The 21,380-nt window shown below is 46.2% G+C and carries 20 protein-coding genes; 5 read left to right on the forward strand and 15 right to left on the reverse strand.

Annotation, left to right across the window (positions count from 1 at the left end; all coding sequences use genetic code 11):
• The first annotated feature begins 39 nt into the window (after nucleotides 1–39).
• Nucleotides 40–1,233 carry a S8 family peptidase gene (locus tag ACNA6I_RS06285; RefSeq protein WP_048003546.1) on the forward strand — a complete coding sequence of 398 codons (1,194 nt, stop codon included), beginning with the start codon at nucleotides 40–42 and terminating at the stop codon, nucleotides 1,231–1,233.
• 49 nt (nucleotides 1,234–1,282) lie between these two features.
• Here ACNA6I_RS06285 and ACNA6I_RS06290 read toward each other — a convergent pair whose 3' ends face one another.
• Together ACNA6I_RS06290 and ACNA6I_RS06295 are read right to left on the reverse strand one after the other, a co-directional pair.
• Entirely contained in the window at nucleotides 1,283–2,728 is a 1,446-nt protein-coding gene (locus ACNA6I_RS06290) for an esterase/lipase family protein (protein WP_416313080.1), read from the reverse strand.
• A gap of 178 nt (nucleotides 2,729–2,906) precedes the next feature.
• A complete protein-coding gene (locus ACNA6I_RS06295) occupies nucleotides 2,907–5,693 on the reverse strand; it encodes a collagen-like triple helix repeat-containing protein (protein ID WP_416313222.1) in 2,787 nt (928 codons plus the stop codon).
• A 344-nt stretch (nucleotides 5,694–6,037) separates the two neighbouring features.
• On the opposite strand from ACNA6I_RS06295, the gene ACNA6I_RS06300 reads away from it, so the two are divergent.
• A complete protein-coding gene (locus ACNA6I_RS06300) occupies nucleotides 6,038–6,346 on the forward strand; it encodes a PadR family transcriptional regulator (RefSeq protein ID WP_048003900.1) in 309 nt (102 codons plus the stop codon).
• A 40-nt stretch (nucleotides 6,347–6,386) separates the two neighbouring features.
• Nucleotides 6,387–7,541, forward strand: coding sequence for a chromate efflux transporter (gene chrA / locus ACNA6I_RS06305; protein WP_231578835.1), 1,155 nt, complete (start codon nucleotides 6,387–6,389; stop codon nucleotides 7,539–7,541).
• A 39-nt stretch (nucleotides 7,542–7,580) separates the two neighbouring features.
• On the opposite strand, the gene pssA is transcribed toward chrA, so the two are convergent.
• On the reverse strand, nucleotides 7,581–8,255 hold the full coding sequence (gene pssA, locus ACNA6I_RS06310) for a CDP-diacylglycerol--serine O-phosphatidyltransferase (protein ID WP_048003902.1): 675 nt from the start codon (nucleotides 8,253–8,255) through the stop codon (nucleotides 7,581–7,583).
• A 190-nt stretch (nucleotides 8,256–8,445) separates the two neighbouring features.
• Here pssA and ACNA6I_RS06315 point away from each other — a divergent pair, with 190 nt between their 5' ends.
• Complete coding sequence (locus ACNA6I_RS06315; RefSeq protein ID WP_048003903.1) at nucleotides 8,446–8,673, forward strand: hypothetical protein; 228 nt, start codon at nucleotides 8,446–8,448, stop codon at nucleotides 8,671–8,673.
• A gap of 22 nt (nucleotides 8,674–8,695) precedes the next feature.
• Here ACNA6I_RS06315 and ACNA6I_RS06320 read toward each other — a convergent pair whose 3' ends face one another.
• The 12 genes from ACNA6I_RS06320 to ACNA6I_RS06375 form a co-directional block, all read right to left on the reverse strand.
• Nucleotides 8,696–9,583: a GNAT family N-acetyltransferase gene (locus ACNA6I_RS06320; RefSeq protein ID WP_416313081.1), complete on the reverse strand. Its 888-nt coding sequence runs from the start codon at nucleotides 9,581–9,583 to the stop codon at nucleotides 8,696–8,698.
• Nucleotides 9,584–9,710: 127 nt separating this feature from the next.
• Nucleotides 9,711–10,529: an undecaprenyl-diphosphate phosphatase gene (locus ACNA6I_RS06325; protein WP_048003904.1), complete on the reverse strand. Its 819-nt coding sequence runs from the start codon at nucleotides 10,527–10,529 to the stop codon at nucleotides 9,711–9,713.
• 98 nt (nucleotides 10,530–10,627) lie between these two features.
• Nucleotides 10,628–11,467, reverse strand: a complete 840-nt coding sequence (locus ACNA6I_RS06330; RefSeq protein WP_370295228.1) for a YitT family protein — start codon at nucleotides 11,465–11,467, stop codon at nucleotides 10,628–10,630.
• A gap of 226 nt (nucleotides 11,468–11,693) precedes the next feature.
• Nucleotides 11,694–13,535 (reverse strand): LTA synthase family protein, encoded by a 1,842-nt coding sequence (locus tag ACNA6I_RS06335; RefSeq protein ID WP_416313082.1) that lies wholly within the window; start codon nucleotides 13,533–13,535, stop codon nucleotides 11,694–11,696.
• Nucleotides 13,536–13,548: 13 nt separating this feature from the next.
• Nucleotides 13,549–15,159 carry an aminotransferase class V-fold PLP-dependent enzyme gene (locus ACNA6I_RS06340; RefSeq protein WP_416313083.1) on the reverse strand — a complete coding sequence of 537 codons (1,611 nt, stop codon included), beginning with the start codon at nucleotides 15,157–15,159 and terminating at the stop codon, nucleotides 13,549–13,551.
• A gap of 12 nt (nucleotides 15,160–15,171) precedes the next feature.
• Nucleotides 15,172–15,738, reverse strand: coding sequence for a glycerol-3-phosphate acyltransferase (locus ACNA6I_RS06345; RefSeq protein ID WP_048003907.1), 567 nt, complete (start codon nucleotides 15,736–15,738; stop codon nucleotides 15,172–15,174).
• Between the two features lie 68 nt (nucleotides 15,739–15,806).
• Nucleotides 15,807–16,499, reverse strand: coding sequence for a TIGR02206 family membrane protein (locus ACNA6I_RS06350; RefSeq protein ID WP_048003908.1), 693 nt, complete (start codon nucleotides 16,497–16,499; stop codon nucleotides 15,807–15,809).
• 158 nt (nucleotides 16,500–16,657) lie between these two features.
• Entirely contained in the window at nucleotides 16,658–17,647 is a 990-nt protein-coding gene (locus ACNA6I_RS06355) for a DUF3231 family protein (RefSeq protein WP_063191251.1), read from the reverse strand.
• 104 nt (nucleotides 17,648–17,751) lie between these two features.
• A complete protein-coding gene (locus ACNA6I_RS06360; protein ID WP_048013134.1) occupies nucleotides 17,752–18,054 on the reverse strand; it encodes a TIGR04104 family putative zinc finger protein in 303 nt (100 codons plus the stop codon).
• 88 nt (nucleotides 18,055–18,142) lie between these two features.
• Entirely contained in the window at nucleotides 18,143–18,754 is a 612-nt protein-coding gene (locus tag ACNA6I_RS06365; protein ID WP_159129643.1) for an alpha/beta hydrolase, read from the reverse strand.
• Nucleotides 18,755–18,766: 12 nt separating this feature from the next.
• A complete protein-coding gene (locus ACNA6I_RS06370; protein WP_416313084.1) occupies nucleotides 18,767–19,738 on the reverse strand; it encodes a ring-cleaving dioxygenase in 972 nt (323 codons plus the stop codon).
• 109 nt (nucleotides 19,739–19,847) lie between these two features.
• Entirely contained in the window at nucleotides 19,848–20,678 is an 831-nt protein-coding gene (locus ACNA6I_RS06375) for an STAS domain-containing protein (protein ID WP_048003913.1), read from the reverse strand.
• A 409-nt stretch (nucleotides 20,679–21,087) separates the two neighbouring features.
• On the opposite strand from ACNA6I_RS06375, the gene ACNA6I_RS06380 reads away from it, so the two are divergent.
• Nucleotides 21,088–21,297 carry a hypothetical protein gene (locus tag ACNA6I_RS06380; RefSeq protein ID WP_048003914.1) on the forward strand — a complete coding sequence of 70 codons (210 nt, stop codon included), beginning with the start codon at nucleotides 21,088–21,090 and terminating at the stop codon, nucleotides 21,295–21,297.
• Nucleotides 21,298–21,380 lie beyond the last annotated feature (83 nt).

The raw sequence follows: 21,380 nt of genomic DNA on the forward strand, positions 1-21,380 counted from the left end.
TTGTCGTCATAAAAAAATAGAAAATGGAGGAATGCTTTTATGAAGTTCAAAAAAATAGCCGCTTTATCCTTAGCAACTTCCCTTGCTTTATTCCCTGCCTTCGGAGGTAGTTCACTTGCCAAGGAAGCACCGAAACCGTTCCAACCTGTCAATAAAACAGTGGACAAAGATGCTTTCGAATCCGGTGAAGTCATTGTGAAATTCAAGGATGGTGTTTCCGAAAAGGCACAAGGATCTGCTTTGAATAAAGCAAAAGCAAATGAACAGAAAGCATCTGCGAAAGATCCATTTCAGGTATTGGAAGTAGCGGACGTCGATCAGGCTGTAAAGGCCCTGGAAAACAACCCAAATGTAGAATACGCTGAACCAAACTATACATTCCAAGCGACATGGACACCGAATGATCCTTACTATTCTACGTACCAGTATGGACCACAAAACACTTCAACCCCAGCTGCCTGGGATGTAACCCGTGGAAGCAGCACTCAAACGGTGGCTGTGCTTGATTCTGGGGTAGATTATAATCACCCTGATCTTGCCAGGAAGGTGATCAAAGGATATGACTTCATCGATAGAGACAATAACCCAATGGATCTAAACGGTCATGGAACTCACGTAGCCGGTACTGTTGCTGCCGATACGAACAATGGAATTGGCGTAGCCGGAATGGCTCCTGATACGAAGATCCTTGCAGTGCGCGTACTTGATGCCAATGGAAGTGGTTCACTCGACAGCATTGCCTCAGGAATCCGCTATGCTGCTGATCAAGGAGCAAAGGTACTCAACCTCTCCCTTGGATGCGAATGCAACTCCACAACTCTTAAAAGTGCCGTCGATTATGCTTGGAACAAAGGAGCTGTAGTCGTTGCCGCTGCCGGTAACGACAATGTATCCCGTACATTCCAGCCAGCTTCTTACCCTAATGCCATTGCAGTAGGCGCCATTGACTCCAGTGACCGAAAAGCCTCATTCTCCAACTACGGGACTTGGGTGGATGTCACTGCACCAGGTGTGAACATAGCATCAACCGTTCCGAATAATGGCTATTCCTATATGTCAGGTACGTCCATGGCCTCTCCTCACGTAGCCGGCTTGGCTGCTTTGTTGGCTAGCCAAGGAAAGAATAACGTACAGATCCGCCAGGCCATTGAACAAACCGCTGATAAGATCTCTGGCACTGGAACAAACTTCAAGTATGGTAAAATCAACTCAAACAAAGCTGTACGATACTAAAAGATAAACAAGAGCCCACCGTTCGCGGTGGGCTCTTTCATTGCGTTCACTACTGTTTTACGATTTGGCCGTTTTGGTTCAGGTACACACTCTGGATGATGGTTCTATTGAACGGTTTCCCTTTATAATCAGATTCAATATCCGTTGTCAGGTTATAAGTTCCTTCTCCTGCATTTAACATTGCCCCAATCCCTTTGACAGACTGAGACACCGTTTTCCCCTTCGGATAGAACTCAAACATTGTATGCTGGGTGACACCACTGATCATATTCGATTGAATGCTTACTCCCTTCTCCGTCGTTGTTACCCCCAAGTCATCATTCAGTGGACTTGTGAATCCAACATTCAATAAATACGCTCCCGGTTTTTTTGATAATGATGACACCTTCCACTCGCCTTCAATAGGGTTTTCTACCGTGCCCACGTGATGAATAGCCCCGTTGAAGTAACTTCCCTGATCCTTTCCTGACGGTTTCAATTCGGTTACTTCTCCATCTGGACTTGTAAGATAAACATCCTCTATTACGTTCGTTGCCAACCAGTCAATATTAATCCGTTCTGCACCGACCTCTACCCAAAAGGATTCCTTCGAATGCTTTGTGTACTCACCTCCGCGGATGAAGGATGACGTGTTGGCCTTGAGAGCCGATTCCTTCCTGGATCCCACATCATGAGTGGGGGAAGAAGATAATAATGATTGAAAAATAGAAAATGTAGAAGATCCCTCTTTGACGGTTTTATGATCCCACTTTCCGATTGCCACCTCCTGTGCATTTGGCAATCGAGAACTTGCTATGGTCACAGCTCCATCGTTGCTTCCATATCCCGAAAGGTAAAGTCCTCCCCAGTACAGAGATCCGCCGAATCCTCCCCAGGAAGTACCACCCATCGTATAAAAAGGGATCATCCCACTACTTCCGTCAGTTTGCGACCTGAACTGACTCATATATCCGGTTTGTAAAGATGCGGTCGCCTCATTTTTGCTTCCGATTATGGCAGCCAGCCAGCCGGCCCAGTTGCTGTAGGCCAAATCTGCCAGCTGTGACCCATGATGGGGGCTCGATAGCGTAATCACTTTGGAAACATAACGGTCAGCCCCATAGTGGACGAGAGCAGATTGAGTATCGATCCCTCCTTTACTATGAGCAACCACCACCACTTTTTCCCCAAAATAATCATGGATTTCCTTTAATTTCGCAGCCAACAATGCACCATTTGCCCACATATCCTTTTGTGGATATAAATCAATGAATGCGGTCTTATAGCCACTGCGATAAGCAACATCATACATATCATTTTCATTCCACCAAGTATTCGATGAACTATTCAAACCATGCACAAACAAAATTGGCTGCTTGGCTGCGGCTGGATTCGTCCCGACATACCACTCACCGGGATTTCCAGAAGGATCATCTTTACCAAAGTCACCCGCCAACGTCCAAGAAGGAAACAGTAACATTAGAAATAAACAGGAATAACTAATCTTCCTTTTCAACTTCCTCACTCCTTTTTCTAAATATTCTGTCCACTTACTATTATCGTCTATTTTTTGCCAATATGTTGAACGAATATAGAAAAGAGAAGAAAGAACTAGCTAATCTTGATCATTCCATCCCATGGACCTAATAAAGCCCCTACCTACAGGTAGGGGCTTTATTCGTATCCTCTCTACGTTATGCGATTCGATATACCGACCAGACAATTCCTTGGCCAGCACCGAGATTCAAGTTGACTGTGAGACCGTCGGATACATAAAACAATCCAATTGTATCGTTTGCATTCAGCTGAACATCCCCAGCCAAAGTTACAGTCCCATTTCCAAGAATGGTCCTTAGTGTCAACACCAATGCAATGTTCACATTGAGCACCGGGAATAGTCCTGATACCAGAGTCGTACTGTCCGCGATCCTCCTTACAACAAATGATGGATTTATTCCACCACCCAATGTTACCGAGATGGCTGCCGTCGTCGTATAGTTGATGGTTGCTTTGATTGAATATCTTCCGGTTGCAGGTACTGTGTATGTCCCGGTAGTGGCATTAAAGTTTACGTTACTGTAATACGGAGCGGCCACAGAGAAGTTCGCAATCTGTTGCGAAGCTGCCGTCGTAATTCCATCCGCTCTGCCCGAAAAACCTTCTGTCGCGAAAGCTGGTCCCTGTGCGCCCTGCACACCTTGTGGTCCTGTTGCGCCTTGTTCACCTTGTGGACCTTGTGCCCCGGTTAATCCTTGAGTCCCTTGTGGACCTTGAGCTCCCGTTGCACCCTGATCTCCTTGCGGTCCTTGAGCTCCGGTTACACCTTGAGTACCTTGTGGACCTTGTGCCCCCGTTGCGCCTTGGTCACCTTGTGGGCCTTGTGCCCCGGTTAATCCTTGCGTCCCTTGTGGTCCTTGAGCTCCAGTAGCACCTTGCGTCCCTTGTGGACCCTGAGCTCCTGTTGCGCCTTGATCTCCTTGTGGGCCTTGTGCCCCGGTTAATCCTTGCGTCCCTTGTGGTCCTTGAGCTCCCGTTGCACCCTGATCTCCTTGCGGTCCTTGAGCTCCGGTTACACCTTGAGTACCTTGTGGACCTTGTGCCCCGGTTGCGCCTTGGTCACCTTGTGGGCCTTGTGCCCCGGTTAATCCTTGCGTCCCTTGTGGTCCTTGAGCTCCAGTAACACCTTGGTCTCCTTGTGGGCCTTGAGCTCCAGTAACACCTTGGTCTCCTTGTGGGCCTTGAGCTCCAGTAACACCTTGGTCTCCTTGTGGGCCTTGAACTCCAGTAACACCTTGCGTCCCTTGTGAACCTTGAGCTCCAGTTGCACCCTGATCTCCTTGCGGTCCTTGAGCTCCGGTTACACCTTGAGTTCCTTGTGGACCTTGTGCCCCCGTTGCGCCTTGGTCACCTTGTGGGCCTTGAACCCCGGTTAATCCTTGTGTTCCTTGTGGACCTTGAGCTCCCGTTGCGCCTTGATTTCCTTGTGGGCCTTGAGCCCCTGTTGCGCCTTGGTCTCCTTGTGGTCCTTGAGCTCCCGTTACACCCTGATCTCCTTGTGGTCCTTGAGCTCCGGTCGCACCTTGATCTCCTTGTGGACCTTGAGCCCCGGTTGCGCCTTGATCTCCTTGTGGACCTTGAGTTCCAGTTGCACCTTGGTCACCTTGTGGGCCCTGAACTCCTGTTGCGCCTTGGTCACCTTGAGGACCTTGAGCCCCTGTTGCGCCTTGATCTCCAGTTAGACCTTGAGTTCCTTGAGGGCCTTGGTCTCCTTGAAGACCTTGAGTCCCAGTTGCGCCTTGATCTCCTTGTGGACCTTGAGCTCCAGCTGCACCTTGGTCACCTTGTGGGCCCTGAACTCCTGTTGCGCCTTGGTCACCTTGTGGGCCCTGAACTCCTGTTGCGCCTTGGTCACCTTGAGGACCTTGAGCCCCGGTTGCGCCTTGGTCACCTTGAGGACCTTGAGCTCCGGTTAGACCTTGTGTTCCTTGGGGACCTTGAGCTCCAGTTAGACCTTGAGTTCCTTGAGGGCCTTGGTCACCTTGAGGACCTTGAGCCCCGGTTGCGCCTTGATCTCCTTGTGGACCTTGGACTCCGGTCAGACCTTGAGTTCCTTGAGGGCCTTGATCTCCTTGTGGACCTTGAGCTCCTGTTGTGCCTTGATCTCCTTGTGGACCTTGAGCTCCTGTTGCACCTTGGTCCCCTTGTGGACCTTGAGCTCCTGTTGCGCCTTGATCTCCTTGTGGACCTTGGACTCCGGTCAGACCTTGAGTTCCTTGAGGGCCTTGATCTCCTTGTGGACCTTGGGCTCCTGTTGCGCCTTGATCTCCTTGTGGACCTTGGACTCCGGTCAGACCTTGAGTTCCTTGAGGGCCTTGATCTCCTTGTGGACCTTGGGCTCCTGTTGTGCCTTGATCTCCTTGTGGACCTTGAGCTCCTGTTGCACCTTGGTCCCCTTGTGGGCCCTGAGCTCCTGTTGCGTCTTGATCTCCTTGTGGACCTTGAGCTCCTGTTGCGCCTTGATCTCCTTGTGGACCTTGGACTCCGGTCAGACCTTGAGTTCCTTGAGGGCCTTGATCTCCTTGTGGACCTTGAGCCCCGGTTACGCCTTGATCTCCTTGTGGACCTTGAGCTCCTGTTGCGCCTTGATCTCCTTGTGGACCTTGAGCTCCTGTTGCACCTTGGTCACCTTGAGCACCTTGAGCTCCGGTTACTCCTTGATCTCCTTGTGGTCCCTGGGCTCCGGTTAGACCTTGTGTTCCTTGGGGACCTTGAGCCCCGGTTGCGCCTTGGTCACCTTGTGGACCTTGAGCTCCTTGAGGGCCTTGGTCTCCTTGAAGACCTTGAGTCCCAGTTGCGCCTTGATCTCCTTGTGGCCCTTGGGCTCCGACTTCCCCTTGAATTCCTTGTACACCTTCTGGCCCCTGTGCTCCTGTAGCCCCCTGTGGTCCCTGTGGTCCTGAAGAAGACCTTCTTGGAAAAATAGATGGACAGCCCGTGGGAACATAATATGGATCTAAATTCGTTGATTTCACATAATCAAAACTTTCGTTCACATCCCATGAAGGGTTGTTTTTAAAATCACCATAATTTTTCATAAACAATCCCCCACTAAACAGTTTCATTATTCTATTCAAACGAACAAAAATAGCTTGGATATCTGTCATGGAAGAGAATTTTTTTCAACTGCCCATTCAAAACACAGATTATTAAGTTTTTGTAAAGTTTCTTGAAGCGTATGGATATCCACCCTTCCCCTCTGTTACTATATCAATATCGAATTTCGATATCGATATTCAATATCGGTAAGAGTAAGGTGGTGAAAAGCTTGGAAGATCGCGTATTAAGGAAACTCTTTCTCGGCTTCATTCATATACACATTCTTCACCATGCCAAGGAAGAACCCATTTACGGAACGTGGATGCTTCATGAACTTCAGGAGCATGGCTATCAAATGAGTTCGGGTACCTTATATCCTATCTTTCACTCTATGGAAAAAGATGGATTGTTGGAGCGTGAGGATAAGAAAGTGGAAGGGAAAATAAGAAAATATTACAGCATTACCCCTAAAGGAATCACCGTGCTGGATGAAGCAAGGAATAAAGCTTATGAACTCTTTAAAGAAATAAAGGATTAACGAGGTGATAAGAAAAATGAAATCAAAATTCATGAATTGGATGGAAATATTACTGGTCTCTACCAGACTTGGATTGACTTCTTTTGGTGGCCCGATCGCCCATCTGGGTTATTTCCATGAAGAGTATGTAAGGAAAAAGAAGTGGATTGATGAAAAAACGTATTCAGAATTGGTTGCCCTTTGCCAATTCCTCCCTGGACCCGCAAGCAGCCAGGTTGGGATCGGAATCGGTATTTTAAAAGGGGGTAAAATGGGGGGAATCATTTCCTTCATCGGCTTCACTATCCCCTCTGTAATCGTATTAACACTCTTTGCCATCTTTCTTGAAAATACCGGGGTGAGTGATGCAGGGTGGTTAAGCGGCTTGAAAATCGTTGCCGTAGCTGTCGTTGCTCATGCTGTATTGGGGATGGCATCGAAGCTTACTCCAGACTTGACAAGGAAAACGATCGCCCTTCTTTCCCTCCTTGTCACCTTATTATGGGGCTCATCCTTTTCTCAAGTTACCGTCATCATCCTCGCCGGAGCATGCGGCTTCTTCTTATTCCGCAAAGACGAGGACATGGCCGAACAGAAAAACCACTCACACTTTCCCATTAGTAAAACGTTCGGTTCGGTGTGTCTGGTTCTTTTCTTCGGATTATTAGGAGGGCTTCCGCTACTTAAAGAAGCGACCTCGACCATGGCAGTGACCTTATTCGATAGCTTCTACCGGGCAGGGGCATTGGTATTTGGCGGTGGGCACGTTGTACTTCCACTTTTGGAAAAGGAATTGGTTCCAACGGGAATCATATCGGGTCAGGAATTTTTAGCGGGGTATGGTGCTGCCCAGGCCGTCCCCGGTCCATTGTTTACCTTTGCTGCGTTTCTTGGAGGGGCAATCGGCGGCTGGGAATATGCCTTATTAGCGACAATCGCCATTTTCCTTCCGGCTTTTCTTCTCATCTTCGGCGCTCTTCCTTTCTGGAATGCTCTGAGAAGGAATCCAGGAATGAACGGTGTTTTGATGGGAGTGAATGCGAGCGTCGTCGGGATATTGATCTCCGCTTTCTATGAGCCGATCTGGACTAGTACGATAACCTCTCCCCTGCATTTCGGCATAGCCGCCATTCTCTTCAGCATGCTCATGTTTTGGAAGCTCCCTCCTTGGGTGATCGTAGTAGCCGGGATTATCGCTGGGTTTCTATTTTTATAGCAAAAAGAGCATGATCCATCGATCATGCTCTTTTTGCTTTCATCTTTTAACAAATCTGTATGCAAGGTAGGCGACGTAGAGGGGAGTCGCGATATAGATAAGGTAGGGGAATTGCTCATACGTACCTTTATAGATTACATATAGCATGGCCCCCAAAAAGACGGTTACAATCGTCCCGTACTTTGGCAGAGGAACCTCTTTTAAACTCGGTATGCGGATCCTGCTCACCATTAGGAAACACATGGCCGTGAAGATCACAGTGATGACGATATTCGGTATCATCGAACCGAACAACGTCAATATGGCGATGATTCCACCGGCAGCGGTGATCGGAACCCCGACAAAATAATGAAGAGATGCTTTCTTTGGACTGGTATTGAAACGGGCAAGCCGATATCCGCCAAACAACGGGAACAGTCCGGCAACGATGAATCCCAGCAACCCATAATGGTAGAACGAGGTATAATACACAAGGAAAGAAGGAGCCACCCCAAACGTCACGATATCCGCCAATGAGTCCAATTCTTTTCCGAGCTCGCTGTCGGCATCGAGCATCCTGGCAAGCCTTCCATCCATGCTGTCAAGCATCATTCCGATGATGATCAACACGGCAGCATTTTTGAACTGGCCACTCGCAGCAAAACCTATCGATAAAAATCCACAGTACAGATTCCCAAGTGTAAACATATTGGGTATCATTTTTTTAAATCGCATAAATGCCCTCACAATTCTCATTTTTAGTATTAGCATATCATGAAACCGCAGCAAAAGTTCAGGATATCCGATTAATTATGAAACTCAGAATGGCTCTGATTCGTAGAAATACATGAAACCACTGTCTACTTTACAGAATTGTCTGGTATACTCTTGTTAACAGATAAAAAAGCTAAGGAGGAATGGACACATGACCGGCACAATTGCAGTAATCATGGTTTTCGCCATACCGATCATTGCGATCATCTCAGATCATTTCACAAAACAAACAAAGTATAAACAAAAAATGCTTGAAGATCAGCTCAAACTTGAGCAGATGAAACACGAGAACTTTGTCCTTGAAACGGAAAAAATGAAGCTTGAGCTGCAGAAAATGGAATTGAACAGCCCACCGTCCAAAGAGGATCGTATCATTTGATAAGCATCGTATTTTGCGGTGCTTATTTTTCTTTTATGAGGTATTCGTTTTCAAGTACCTCACTTCTGTACCTGGCCATCCCTGTTTTCATCGGTAACAGGCCGTGTTTTTGATAAAATTCTTCATTTCCTGTCGTCGCAATCAGATGAACACATGAAATTCCCTTGAGCCGATCGAGTAAATGGTCCATTACGCGTTTTCCAAGCCCCTGGCCATGAGCTTCTCTATGGATCACCACGTCGTAGATGGCCGCGTTGAAAACCCCGTCTGATAAAGCTCTCCCTACCCCCCTCACCCGTCCGTCCACATACACCATACATACAATGTTACTTTTTCGATAGATTTCTTCTATTACGTCCAATGAGTGTTTATTCCACCCCACGGACTGGTATACTTCTTGCATTTCCATCAACCTTGACTTGTCAAAGGCCCTTGTCACAACGATTCCGTTGAACGGTGGAAGAATCATGCGGATGAACTCATACTCTCCTCCATTGGTCTCCTGTAGAAATGTTCCATTCCGTACAAGTCCCATATGAGAATAAAGAGAGATGGCCCGTTGGTTGAATGATGCCACCGAAAGGCTCAATGCATGGAACGTGTACCGAGACTGGATGAACGAAAGGGCGGACTGTAAAAATCCACGCCCGTTCCCTTTCCCTGTCCAATCAGGCTTCAGTCCGAGACCAATATCAATATTCCCCTCTACAAAATCCAAGGTGAGAAAACCTGTGAGCTTTCCTTTTACGTACGAGGAAAAAACGTGCTCTCCCCTTTTGCTTCCATCTATAAATTCGAGCAGATCTTCTTCGTCTGCCGTCATGTCATAAAATGAAAAAACACCGTCGTATTTCCAAGTATAGGCGATCTCCTCTGCCTCTCTCTGAGTCATGCGCTGAAATTCAAACATTACTCTTCCCCCCCATATCTATCAGATTAGTTTAAGGTAAAATAATCCAACTGTAAAGATGGCTAAAGTAAAAAACACAGACTTGAAAAGAAAAAAAGCTGCCTATGCACGGCAGCTTTCCGATAGTTCACATGAAAAAGATCAGGATGACCGCCACCAACACAAGCCTGTAAATGGCGAAGGGGATCAGTTTGATCCGGCTGATGACCGTTAAGAAGAATCTGATCGATAAATAGGCGAAGATGAATGCACTGATGAACCCTGTAATAAGGAAAGGAGCAAATTCCGGTGTCATATACATCCAGTTCTTCAATAAGGAAATCCCGCTCGCGCCTGCCATGATAGGCACAGCCATGATGAACGTGAAATCCGATGCTGCCCTGTAGCTGAGACCGAAGAGGACGCCGGCTGAGATCGTTGAACCCGATCGTGAGAATCCAGGCCAAAGGGCGATACACTGCATGAGACCGACCATGATCGCTTTTTTATAGGTCAACTGGTCGACGGTCTCGATAACGGGAACCTTGGGGCGAAACAGGTCCGCGGCTATCATCAGGATCGATCCCGCCGCAAGGCCGATGAGAACCGTTTTAAGGGAAAATAAATGTTCATCGATAAAGTCATCGAATAGTAGACCGAGGACCATGGCCGGCAGAAGGCCAACGATGATATGACTGAGCTTTAATGTATGTGTTCGTTCTTTATTTCGTCTTAAACCGAGCATCTCGATGAATCGATCTCTGAATACGATCACAACGGCCAGGATGGACCCGAGCTGGACCACGACTTTAAATGTATTAGCCGGGTATTTGCCCAGGATTTCCTGTGATTTGATGATCAGGTCATCCACCACGATCAGGTGCCCGGTGGACGAAACAGGTGCAAATTCGGTCAATCCCTCGACCATTCCAAGGATAAGTGCTTTCAACAGCGTCAACCATTCCATATGTCAGTTCTCCTCTATTACCACATAATAAGTAAGACTTATATAGTTTACGATTTTAGGAGGCACTGGGCAATAAGAATTTTGGTCGAAGTTGTGAATTAATGAATCGCCTTCTTTTTGAATCTTCCACCCTTTACTTCTGCGATATCAGCGATGGCAAGGAACGCGGTAGGATCGTGTTCCGAAACGATATCTTTCAGTTTTGCCTCTTCAAGTCTTGTGATGACGCAGAAGATCACTTTTTTGTCGTCTCCGGAAAATGCGCCTTCCCCGGCGAGATAGGTGACTCCCCTGCCGAGCCTTGAAAGGAGAGCATCACCGATTTTTTGATAATTATCACTAATGATCCAGACGGATTTAGACTCATCGAGTCCTTTGATGGTAATATCAATCATCTTGAAGGCTACAAAATACGCAAGCAGTGAATACATGGCCCGGTCCCAACTGAACACAAAACCGGCACTGGCCAAAATAAAGAGATTGATGAACATGATAATTTCGCCGACTGAAAACGGTAATCGTTTCGTGAAGAGGATGGCGAGGATTTCCGTTCCATCAAGGGATCCTCCATAGCGGATGACCATCCCGACTCCGATTCCAAGAACGACTCCTCCAAACAAGGTAGCGAGCATCACATCGCTTGTCAGGGCGGGTACAGGATGGAGGAAGGTGGTAAACGCTGATAACACGGCAATGCCGTATAAAGTGGAAAGGGCAAACGTCTTCCCGATCTGTTTGTACCCAACGAAGAAAAAAGGGATATTCAGGACGAATATGAACAGACCCAGCTTGAAGCCTGTTATATGGGCAAGCATTATCGAGATGCCCACAATTCCTCCGTCTACGACCTGGTTTGGCACGAGGAAGATTTCCAGCCCTACGGCCATGATAATGGCTCCAAGGGTTATGAAGATTCCCCGCTTGATGATTTCCTTCATCGGAATTTTTTTATGGTTAATCGGCAGATAGTCTATTTGATTTTCCATAGGACCTCCCAGTAAAGTATCGGACTCGCTCTGCAAGCCGCGGTTCTCTATTAATCTATTCTCCCTGACACATGGAAATTCCTTCATTTTTCGACAAATCTCTTATGAAAAACACCTTTAGTTAACATAATATAATTATAGTCAAAAGCTCTTTCCGCTATGGAAAGAGCTTTTGTGTTTATTCCGATTTTATGAACCGCAGCAGATCTCCATAAATGATATCATCTGAAAGTCCCAGTTCTTTCCTTACAATTTCTTTATAAGGATCGCATTTGCCCGTATCTTCACTTTCTTCGGAATCCCTATTGTAGCAAACGCTGTTTTTATATAGGAATTTTTCAGTGATGAAATCACCATTCCTAAAGATCACCGGGTGATTTTCCACCCTGGTGAAGAGATTATGCCCGAACGACAAATTTGACTGGGATTCGATTCCCATCAAATGAAGAATCGTCGGTCTAATATCAATCTCTCCCCCCAACGTATCAATCGTTCGTCCCTCCTCACCCGGAACGTGGATGATGAGAGGCACCTGCTGAAGCTTCATATGGTTGATGACGGAATCCTCCATCCCAAGGAGTTCAAATGCACCTGCTTCATATTTTTCGGAGATTCCATAGTGATCACCGTAAAAAACAAAAACCGTGTCATCGTAGAGTCCCCTCTCCTTGAAATCTTGTATGAGTTTCTTGATGGCTTCGTCTTCATATCTAACAGTCGTCACATAACGATTGACCACTCCTTCACTCGTATCCGCTTCTTCTATGAATTGATCCTCTTTATCGAGAAGAAAAGGAAAGTGATTGGTTAGCATGAGGAACCGGGCATAAAAAGGCTGAGGAAGATCATTTACATAATCCATGGACTGCTGAAAGAACGGGATGTCTTTGATACCATAATTCACTGAATTATCATCCGTCACTTCATACTCCTCTTTAGAAAAGAATCGGTCATATCCAAGGGCCTCATACATCTTATCCCGATTCCAGAAGGTCTTATCGTTTCCATGGAAGACAGCTGTGTAGTAATCCTCCTGTTCATCTAAAAGGTGAGAAAGGGCCCGGTAGGTATTGTCAGGCCTTTGCACAAACGTAGACCCGCTGGCGAGGGGATATAATCCATTATCCACCATGAATTCCGAATCGGAAGTCTTTCCTTGGGCAGTTTGATCATAGATTTGACTGAAATAAAAGCTATCCTTGATCAACGAATTAAGAAAGGGAGTAATTTCTTCTCCATTTACTTTTTGATCGATCACGAAATTCTGAGTGGATTCCATACTGACCAGAACGAGATTTTTGCCTTTGGCAATTCCGAATAAGTCGGATTCCTCATTATCATTGGAGTCGATGTATCGAATGGTTTCCTTTGTATCTGCCTTTGTGGCCAGGGTCCTTGAAAACGGCTTTCCTGCTGCTATGCCAATATCGTATAGGTGATAATTATAAGGTCCGATTGCCTTTACCATTTGTTCCCGATCGTAGGCTTCAGCGAACATATAAGGCGACTTCAGCAGACCGATGCCGATCGTGACGATCAAGACCAGGCAACTCCCGATGACGTACACTGCTTTTTGCTTTTTTTTCACGTCCACGTTCACTGCACGTGTCTTCCAAAGGTAAACGCCCACCACAATCAGGTCTAGGAAAAAGAGGAGATCCCAGCCACTGATCAATTCGAATGTACTGGGTCCGATCCCCCCGACATTTTTAAACTGGAACAGGATGGGGACTGTTACATAATCAGAGTAAAAGCGGTAATAAAGAAGGTCCCCATAAAGGATGCCGCTTGCAAGGATCATTACGAGAAAGATGGTGAATCGGTTGATTTTTTTTGTGAAATAAAAGCTTACTCCCAGGATAAGGAGGATCGATGCAATCGGATTGATCAGCACCAGCAGTGCATCATGGACATTGTCGATGTGAAGGGAAAAACCGACGAAAAGCACGATGACCGTTTTTACCCATAACGCAAACCCAGATATGAGCACCGGTTTGAAGGTAAACTTCCATTCTTTCATACTATTCCACCGATCACCCATGTGTGGCAAACTCCCTGCGATAAGCGTCCATACATGTCTTGATCCGATCAAGGGCTTCATTGACCTCAGATTCCTGATAGTTCCCCATCAAGGCAAGCTGGATCCAATTCCGCTTTAGGAGATAGTCGCTTTCATAGCTCAGGATCAGACCCGCTCTACGGCATCTGTCACCAAATTCCCTTGAAGGGATATCAGGTGGCAATGCCACCGTAATGATTCCTGGTGAGTAGTCCTCATCCCCGATCACATGAAAACCTGCTTCAATCAATCTGTGCCTGAGAATCTCCATTATCATAGGCCTGGAGGCTGTATCCACTGCACCCAGCGCCGTATACAATGCCTGCACCAGATTGGAAGAGTGGGTATACGGAATGCTTGCATTCTTATCGTACTGACCGATATCCAGGTAGCGAGGGATCCGGCTGTCAGGTCCGATTGCCTCACGGTGGAATACAATCGCAAGCCCAGGGTAAGCTCCAATCCCCTTCCCGCTCACACTGGTGGCAAGATATGCACGGCCAAGATCAGAGGGAATGACCCCAACGGAGCTGCAGGCATCGATGCACAATTTCACATCATAGCGATCTGAAAGGTCACAGAGCCTTTCGACATCATAAACGAAACCCGTTGATGTTTCACAATGCACCGTCCATATCCACTGAATGTCACGATTCTGCTTCAGGATCTCTTCCACTTCTTCTGCACGGACGGGTACTCCCCACTCCTTTGAAATGGTCATGTACTCCAGGCCAAAACGGTCGGCATGATCCTGTAGCCTGTAGCCAAATTCACCATTAGACAGGATCAGCCCAGGTCCTGGAAGGACGGAAAGATGTGCAGCCACCATATCGTTCGAAAGGGTTCCCGTCCCTACCGAAACCTGTACATGATTCACATTCACAAGTTCTTTCAGTCTCAATCGGACCTTGCTCATACATTCAATGAACTCATTATTCCGGTGGGAGACTGTTGCTCCCTTGAATGCATCCGTCACTTCTTTTCTCATTGGCACCGGGCCAGGAAGGAAAGACAGTTCTCTCACACGGTTCTTCCGTTCCATCATCCGTATAAACGCCTTAGTGGATGACTCGAAGCTTGCTTTTGTCAGATACATCGGCTGATAGACGGCATCCCCACTTCCAACTCGTTCACCGAAGGGAATGAATCCCATCCTTCTATAGAGTTTCAGCTGTCTGACAGTACCGGATATAAGAGCCATATCGTACCCTCTCTCAAGACAATGAGTCACAAGCTGATCGCAAAGTGAAAAGAATACCCTTGTACTTCTGAATTCTTCTTTAACCGATAGTAGACGGATTTCACAGGTGCTTGAATCCTTTGGTAAAAATTGATCAAGGTCCTCGATTTTGCTGTCAAGGGAGTATGGGCGATTGCTTCTAAGGGCGATCATGCCCACTACCTCGCTTCCCCATTTGGCAATAATGTATGTATTCTCGTCATGAAAACGATCCACGAGCGCCTTCTCCTCATTGGTGGAGTGCTGGGGGATTTCTTCTACAAACGTCCGGTAATTCAACCGGTTGATCTGATCCATCTCTTCTTTTTCAGTTGCCACTTTATAGATGAGAGAATGGGTTTCCATTCTGATTACCTCCTACGCTTTCACTTGATGTGATGGTTTCAAATGCATGATTATTACCACTATGAATAAACCTGCCAATGATAGTGATATCACTAAGGGATCACCCGTTAAGCAGGACGTGACCGGTATGGAGGCCATGGCGATGAAGCCGGCGACCTTGTATTTCTTCAAACTGAAATAGCCGATCCCCATCAATAGGATGAAACCGGCGATGGCCACCGGGGATAGAAACAAGGAGGCCGCAAGATAAACAACGACTCCTTTCCCTCCGTGGAATCCCAGTTGCAAAGGGAATAAGTGACCCAGCATTAAAAAGAATGCCGAACCAACAAGGTACCCATTTCCGGTCGTCATGGCATTCACAATGAATAAGACCGTCATCACCTTGGCAATATCCAATAGTACGGCCAGGACGAATGCCCTTCTGCCTGAAACCCGCAAGGCATTGGTTGCCCCAACGTTTCCGCTTCCCTCCTGTCGAATATCAACGCCCGATCCCTTTACAGAATAGTGGGCACCCATGATACCCCCTCCAAAGTAGGATAGAACGGCTACTATGATCCCGATGATAACATTCATGATAAAACGCCTTTCTTCTCAAAATAGTAGACGAAGAACGAAAGAAAAAGTTTCCTAATTTAGCAAATTCACCTTTTATTATAAAGAAAGAAAGGTAGGTACAAAAGCAGAAAAACAAAAAAAGCAACAAATTCCAGGGAAAGGAGATACCACGGATACGGACCCAGGTAGTCGATTGGACTCATATTATATGGTTTATGTGCAAGGAACATATAATTGGCACCCGTGATACGATCGATGAAGTACACCATCAGCGCAATGGCGTTCAGAGAAATAAATGCCCTGATGACTGACCTGAACGTGACGTGGAAGCCTTCCATCCAGATCATATAAAAGGCAGAAAGGATGATGGCCGCATGGGCGATGAAGAATTGAAAGTACCGTATATGCGGAAAACCATAAAAAAGTTCGGGTGTAATCACGGCAATGAGAGCCCCCGCCATACTGGCAAAATAGGTTACCTCAAAAAGCCTGTAGCTTCCCATCAAAAGCATGATCACACAAAGATAAAGTGAAAGGGAACATAATTGGAACGGGAGATTCGTTTCGATTGTCCATTCCCCTCTTAAGAGATACCACAGTTGGAACGTCAATTCAGATAGGAACAGGCTGGCGATAAGACCTACCTTCAAGACCAATTTCCCTTTCGGAGTGATTCGGTTCCGGACCAGGAAAAGGAACAGCACCCCGACAAGTGTCAATATGATCGCAATGATATGGGAAATGGAGAATAACTTAAATGGATAGATGATTACAAGCATGACAGCCCCCCAGATGTGTATGATGTGCATCTATTCAACCTGACTCTCAAGATAAATGAGCCCAACCATTCTGCCCTTCAAGTTGAGTTTCACGATGGACCGATTATGTTTATAGTAGCACAAAACCCTCTTTCCACTGAAAGAGGGTTGAATAAAACCTACCTATTATTTTTCTTCTGCGGGGGCTCTTCCATCCACCCCCTTCTTACAAGTAGGTCCAATCCGGTTGACCCAAACTTTAAGATCTCGGTCACGAACATGGCAAATTGTACTCCGAGGTCTTTCCTTGTGGACATGGTAATGGCATGACACATCGTACTAAGTCCCACTGCGTTCGAGCTTGTAATAAAAAATACGAGAAGCTTATCGGAAAATGGTGATTCTGTGGAGTTGGTCACTTCCATGGTCACCGGATACGTAGGGAATGCATCATCTTCCATAATAATCTTGTTGAATGCTGTGATCTGTTTTTCACTAAGCTTCTTTCCTTTTCTAAAATAGTCACTCACTTCCCGATCCTTCACAACCTGTAAGAAACCCTTTAAAAGGACAAGACCGATACAATTACGTTCGATGATAAAAAACAGTTCGCTCAGTTCAAGTACATTCAACGGCCGGTTTTCCCCTAGGAGCTGACCGATCAGGGAAGGGTTCTCTTTGACAAAACCAACGTGATCGGGATAGGGAATCTTAGGAGGTCGGTCATATACACCTTTTTCAAGCATCAACTTCAACGATGACTTATATAAATTGACACTTTTCGCCAAAGACGCCTCAAAAAATGCTAGCACATCCGCTCTTGCCACCGTCTCAAGCAACGAAGTGAAATGCTCGTTCGTCACCTGCCCCCCTCTGTACACAAAGCTCAATACAAAGATATCGGTAAAGAGAGGGGGGGCAGTGAGATCCACGTCACTAGAAGAAAATCCTTTCGGTACGGGGAATCCTTCTTTTTCGAATATTGACGTTAATTGCTGGATCCACGTCGCATTGGCTTCTGCATGCTGAACGAGAATGTCCTTTATGGAATCATCATCCACATGAATAAGGAAATGCTGATAAAAGCAATCCATGGCCGAACATTTTATATACGTGGTCCATAGGGCAGCAATCTCAGCCGTTGTGAGTTGAATGTTTTTAGTGCTCATAGGGCCCGCTCCTTTATCATTTTTTATAGTGTTATCTTATTCCCCCTATGTATTCGTATCAGTTGCATCATAAAAAAGGCGCTTCATGAAGAAGCACCTTTAGTCTATCGTTTGTTTGTGGGAATCTCGTAGCGCACAAAGGTCGGAAGTGTGAAGGTGATACAGAAAACCACGACCAGTGCGACTCCGAATGTCATTGGTTTGGACCATCCATTGATAGGCGACAGATAGAAAATGACGACCAGTGCCAGAAGCAGCACCAGAAACGAAACGATGAATTTTGAAGTGAAGTTGATGGTATGTTTGGTGTTGCAATGACTGCATGTGATCGGTTTATACGATTGCCAGATGGAAAACAGAACATCTTTCCACCGGAATGACCGACCGCATTTTTCACATTTTTGCATGGATATTGAAGCCTCCTGTAGTGGTACTCTCTTCTTAAATTGTATCATTACAGGACGTTAAGGGGTAGAAGGAATCCTGACTCACACCTTATTTTACAAAGTGGTTTTGAAACCACCTGGCTGCCTCATCGACTTCTTCTCTTCTCAGTTCATGACCTCCATTCGTCCAATACTCTGTCACATCGGCCCCGGATTCCTTCAAATGCAGTATCAGCTCCTCGGTTTCCGATTTAGGGATGATCGGATCCCTGGTGCCTGCGCCGACAAAGACAGGAAGGTTTTTGAGGGCAGGGATATCCACTCCCCTTCTCGGTACCATGGCATGGAAAAGAATCGCGCCTGCAAGAACATCTTCATAATGATACACCATGCTTCCGGCAATATTCGCTCCGTTTGAGTATCCGAGTGCGACCACCCGATCCCGATTGAAGCCATGCTCGACGGCACTGTTATCGATAAAGTCTTTCAATTCTTTCGTCCTGAATACGAGATCTTCTTCATCGAAGACCCCTTCTGCCAGACGGGCGAAGAATCTCGGCATCCCGTTTTCGCTCACGTTCCCCTTTACGCTAAGAACAGATGCGCCCGGGGCAATCATGTCTGCGAGGGGCAGCAAATCACGTTCATCCCCTCCTGTTCCATGTAAAAGTAGTAGTGTCGGTGCGTTTTCATTTGTTCCCTTTTGATAAATGTGTTTCATGGTTTCATCTCCTTAAGTTAAAGGTTTTAATGACTTTTCAATTTCAACACGTCTTGACTCGAGATGAGGTGGCAGAGCCAGTGATTCTCCAAGCGAGTCCAGCCCTTCATCCAGATCGAATCCCGGTCCGTCAGTGGCCAATTCGAATAAGATCCCATTCGGATCTCGGAAATAAAGGGACCGGAAGTAGTATCTGTCAACGAATCCGGAATTGACATATCCTGATTCATTGATGCGATCAATCCATCGGCGCAGGTCACTTTCATCTTCTACCCTTAATGCAAGATGGTGAACGCTGCCCCGGCCCGGTCTTTCACCTGGGATATCTTTTCGTTCTTCCAAGAAGATCTCACTTCCCGTGCCGCCCTCTCCTGTTTCGAACACCCTGATGTCGTTCTGGCCATCGACTGGTGAAGGGAAAGCCCTTGTTTCCTTGTAGCCCAGGATGTCCGTCAATACCCGGGCAGTCCGTTCGCCCCTTGATACCGTCAGCTGAACTGGCCCCAATCCCATGATGCCAAAGTCAGCAGGCACCGGCCCTTTTCTCCATGGAATCCCTCCAGGCACACCCGCATTATTTTCATCCGATACAAGCATCAGCCTCTGACCCTCCGGATCGCGGAAAGAAATCGTCGAACGCCCCGTCCGAACGGAAATGCCCTCATGTTCCACACCAAGCTGAGTGAATCTGTCTTCCCAATAAGCGAGGGCTTTATCGTTCTTGACCCTTAGAGACGTCAGGGAAATACTATTCGTACCAAAGTGGGTCCTGGCCGCCGGAGGAATCTCAAAAAAAGTAAAATCTGTACCTGGATTCCCCATTTCATCCGCATAAAACAGATGATAAACCGATGGATCATCCTGATTTACTGTTTTCTTGACCAACCTCATACCGAGGGCCTTGGTATAGAAATCCAGATTTTTACGTGCATTCGCTGTGATGGCTGACACATGGTGATGTCCTTTGATCGCTTTTACCTCCATGTTGTCCCCTCCTTTTCCTAAAAGTATAACCGGAAATTATCTTTAATTCAAGATATACGAATTCAAAATAAAGAGAAAGCAGGGCTGCTTTCTCTTTTAGCATTTATACTCAAAGTCTGTTCAGGGCCTGGGAAAGGGTTGAAGTGATGGTAAGGTTATCAAATTTCAACCCCAACTGTACGGCCGTCTGCGCGATCTCAGGTCTAAGTCCAGACAGGATCGGTTTGACCCCTATGAGTTGAAGTGCATCCATCAGATTGAAAAGCTGATGCGCGACCATGGTATCAATTAGCACCACTCCCGACAAATCAATAAAGAGTTGGGTGACACCCTTCTCAACGCACTGTTCAAGGGCATTTTCAAGAATGTATTCAGCCCTCGTCGGTTCGATATTACCCACTAGAGGAAGCAGGGCCGTGTGCTCATTCAGCTTGATGACGGGCGAACTCAGCTCATTAATGACTTCTTGCTGAGCTTGTAGCTGTTTATTGACAACAGCTGTCTGCATTTCTACGAAACGGACCATCGCGTGATCGAACGACTGAACCAACAATTTCCACCACTCGTTAAAGACATCGAAACCGTCTTCTTCAGAGGACATATCTTTGAATTCTTGTAAAAAGCCCAGGTATTGCTCCCTTACCCTGACAAACTCCTTCAGGATATGGTGGTTCGGCGTGTTGATATGTTCTTTGTCCTCAGCAACGGACAGAATCCATTTATCCAGTTCCTGCTCGAATGCAAGACGCTCTGTGATAAATATGCTGCAAAGTATCCCATGGAATTCAAAATTTTGCTGTTTAAGTGTTTCGATCACTTGCGGATTGGATGAAGTATACACCCCTGATGTGTTGCTTTTATCGAGTGAATTATACCAATCGTCCGTCAACTGTTTTGCCCTCTTGATTAAAAATTCGTAAAAATCCTGATTACTTGGCATGGTGCTCCTCCTTTAAGGCAGCTCTTACTGAAACCCTTTTGCAGCAGTCAAGGGGTATTCCCTTGTCATGTATGTATGATATGTATAAGCAGTATGGCTTTTATCATCCACTCTGAAGGTCCATTATACGAATCGGTTTCATGATATTAGTATATCCGATGTCTTTCACATATTACCAGTTTCAAACTCTTTCATACCAGTCTCATAACGACATTTCGACAAATTTTTTTCGAAATCGGGAAAATATGAAAATACTTCTCTACAATTCCAATTATAAAGTATATAATAGAAATAATAGATTGAATATTTAAACGAATCCCTGAATGGTGTTTGATGATACCTTTCCTTCCTGCATCGGGGTAGCTCTCCATCCTGTAGACGGCCAATCAATTGAAGGGGGATGAAACGAATGAAAGAGAAGCTGTCGAGACACTATATCGAATTATTGGCCATCCAAAGCGCCTGCCGATTTTGTAAGTCGCTGGATTTAGCTCCCACCCTTGAAAACCTCGCGATGATCAGCGGTTTTTCAGAAGAAAAGATTCTGATCATCATGGAAACATCGTATCAATTACAAGAGTATCCAAAACTTCTAAAAAAGAATTTGACATCCCACTGACCCCTTTTCACCTTCCTGAAGCATCATATTCCCTATTAGAAAATTACAATTATATTGTGTTTATTTGTTCACCCGACGGGTAT

Origin of the sequence: Rossellomorea sp. FS2, assembly GCF_047915635.1 — a bacterium.
Classification (GTDB): Bacteria; Bacillota; Bacilli; order Bacillales; family Bacillaceae_B; genus Rossellomorea; species Rossellomorea marisflavi_A.

What these genes read in the sequence shown, in the direction of transcription:
- ACNA6I_RS06285 (WP_048003546.1), top strand. Translation starts at nt 40, where the DNA reads ATGAAGTTCAAAAAAATAGCCGCTTTATCCTTAGCAACTTCCCTTGCT.
- chrA (WP_231578835.1), top strand. Translation starts at nt 6,387, where the DNA reads ATGGAAATATTACTGGTCTCTACCAGACTTGGATTGACTTCTTTTGGT.
- pssA (WP_048003902.1), bottom strand. Translation starts at nt 8,255, where the DNA reads ATGCGATTTAAAAAAATGATACCCAATATGTTTACACTTGGGAATCTG.
- ACNA6I_RS06315 (WP_048003903.1), top strand. Translation starts at nt 8,446, where the DNA reads ATGACCGGCACAATTGCAGTAATCATGGTTTTCGCCATACCGATCATT.
- ACNA6I_RS06320 (WP_416313081.1), bottom strand. Translation starts at nt 9,583, where the DNA reads ATGTTTGAATTTCAGCGCATGACTCAGAGAGAGGCAGAGGAGATCGCC.
- ACNA6I_RS06325 (WP_048003904.1), bottom strand. Translation starts at nt 10,529, where the DNA reads ATGGAATGGTTGACGCTGTTGAAAGCACTTATCCTTGGAATGGTCGAG.
- ACNA6I_RS06330 (WP_370295228.1), bottom strand. Translation starts at nt 11,467, where the DNA reads ATGAAGGAAATCATCAAGCGGGGAATCTTCATAACCCTTGGAGCCATT.
- ACNA6I_RS06335 (WP_416313082.1), bottom strand. Translation starts at nt 13,535, where the DNA reads ATGAAAGAATGGAAGTTTACCTTCAAACCGGTGCTCATATCTGGGTTT.
- ACNA6I_RS06340 (WP_416313083.1), bottom strand. Translation starts at nt 15,159, where the DNA reads ATGGAAACCCATTCTCTCATCTATAAAGTGGCAACTGAAAAAGAAGAG.
- ACNA6I_RS06345 (WP_048003907.1), bottom strand. Translation starts at nt 15,738, where the DNA reads ATGAATGTTATCATCGGGATCATAGTAGCCGTTCTATCCTACTTTGGA.
- ACNA6I_RS06350 (WP_048003908.1), bottom strand. Translation starts at nt 16,499, where the DNA reads ATGCTTGTAATCATCTATCCATTTAAGTTATTCTCCATTTCCCATATC.
- ACNA6I_RS06355 (WP_063191251.1), bottom strand. Translation starts at nt 17,647, where the DNA reads ATGAGCACTAAAAACATTCAACTCACAACGGCTGAGATTGCTGCCCTA.
- ACNA6I_RS06360 (WP_048013134.1), bottom strand. Translation starts at nt 18,054, where the DNA reads ATGCAAAAATGTGAAAAATGCGGTCGGTCATTCCGGTGGAAAGATGTT.
- ACNA6I_RS06365 (WP_159129643.1), bottom strand. Translation starts at nt 18,754, where the DNA reads ATGAAACACATTTATCAAAAGGGAACAAATGAAAACGCACCGACACTA.
- ACNA6I_RS06370 (WP_416313084.1), bottom strand. Translation starts at nt 19,738, where the DNA reads ATGGAGGTAAAAGCGATCAAAGGACATCACCATGTGTCAGCCATCACA.
- ACNA6I_RS06375 (WP_048003913.1), bottom strand. Translation starts at nt 20,678, where the DNA reads ATGCCAAGTAATCAGGATTTTTACGAATTTTTAATCAAGAGGGCAAAA.
- ACNA6I_RS06380 (WP_048003914.1), top strand. Translation starts at nt 21,088, where the DNA reads ATGAAAGAGAAGCTGTCGAGACACTATATCGAATTATTGGCCATCCAA.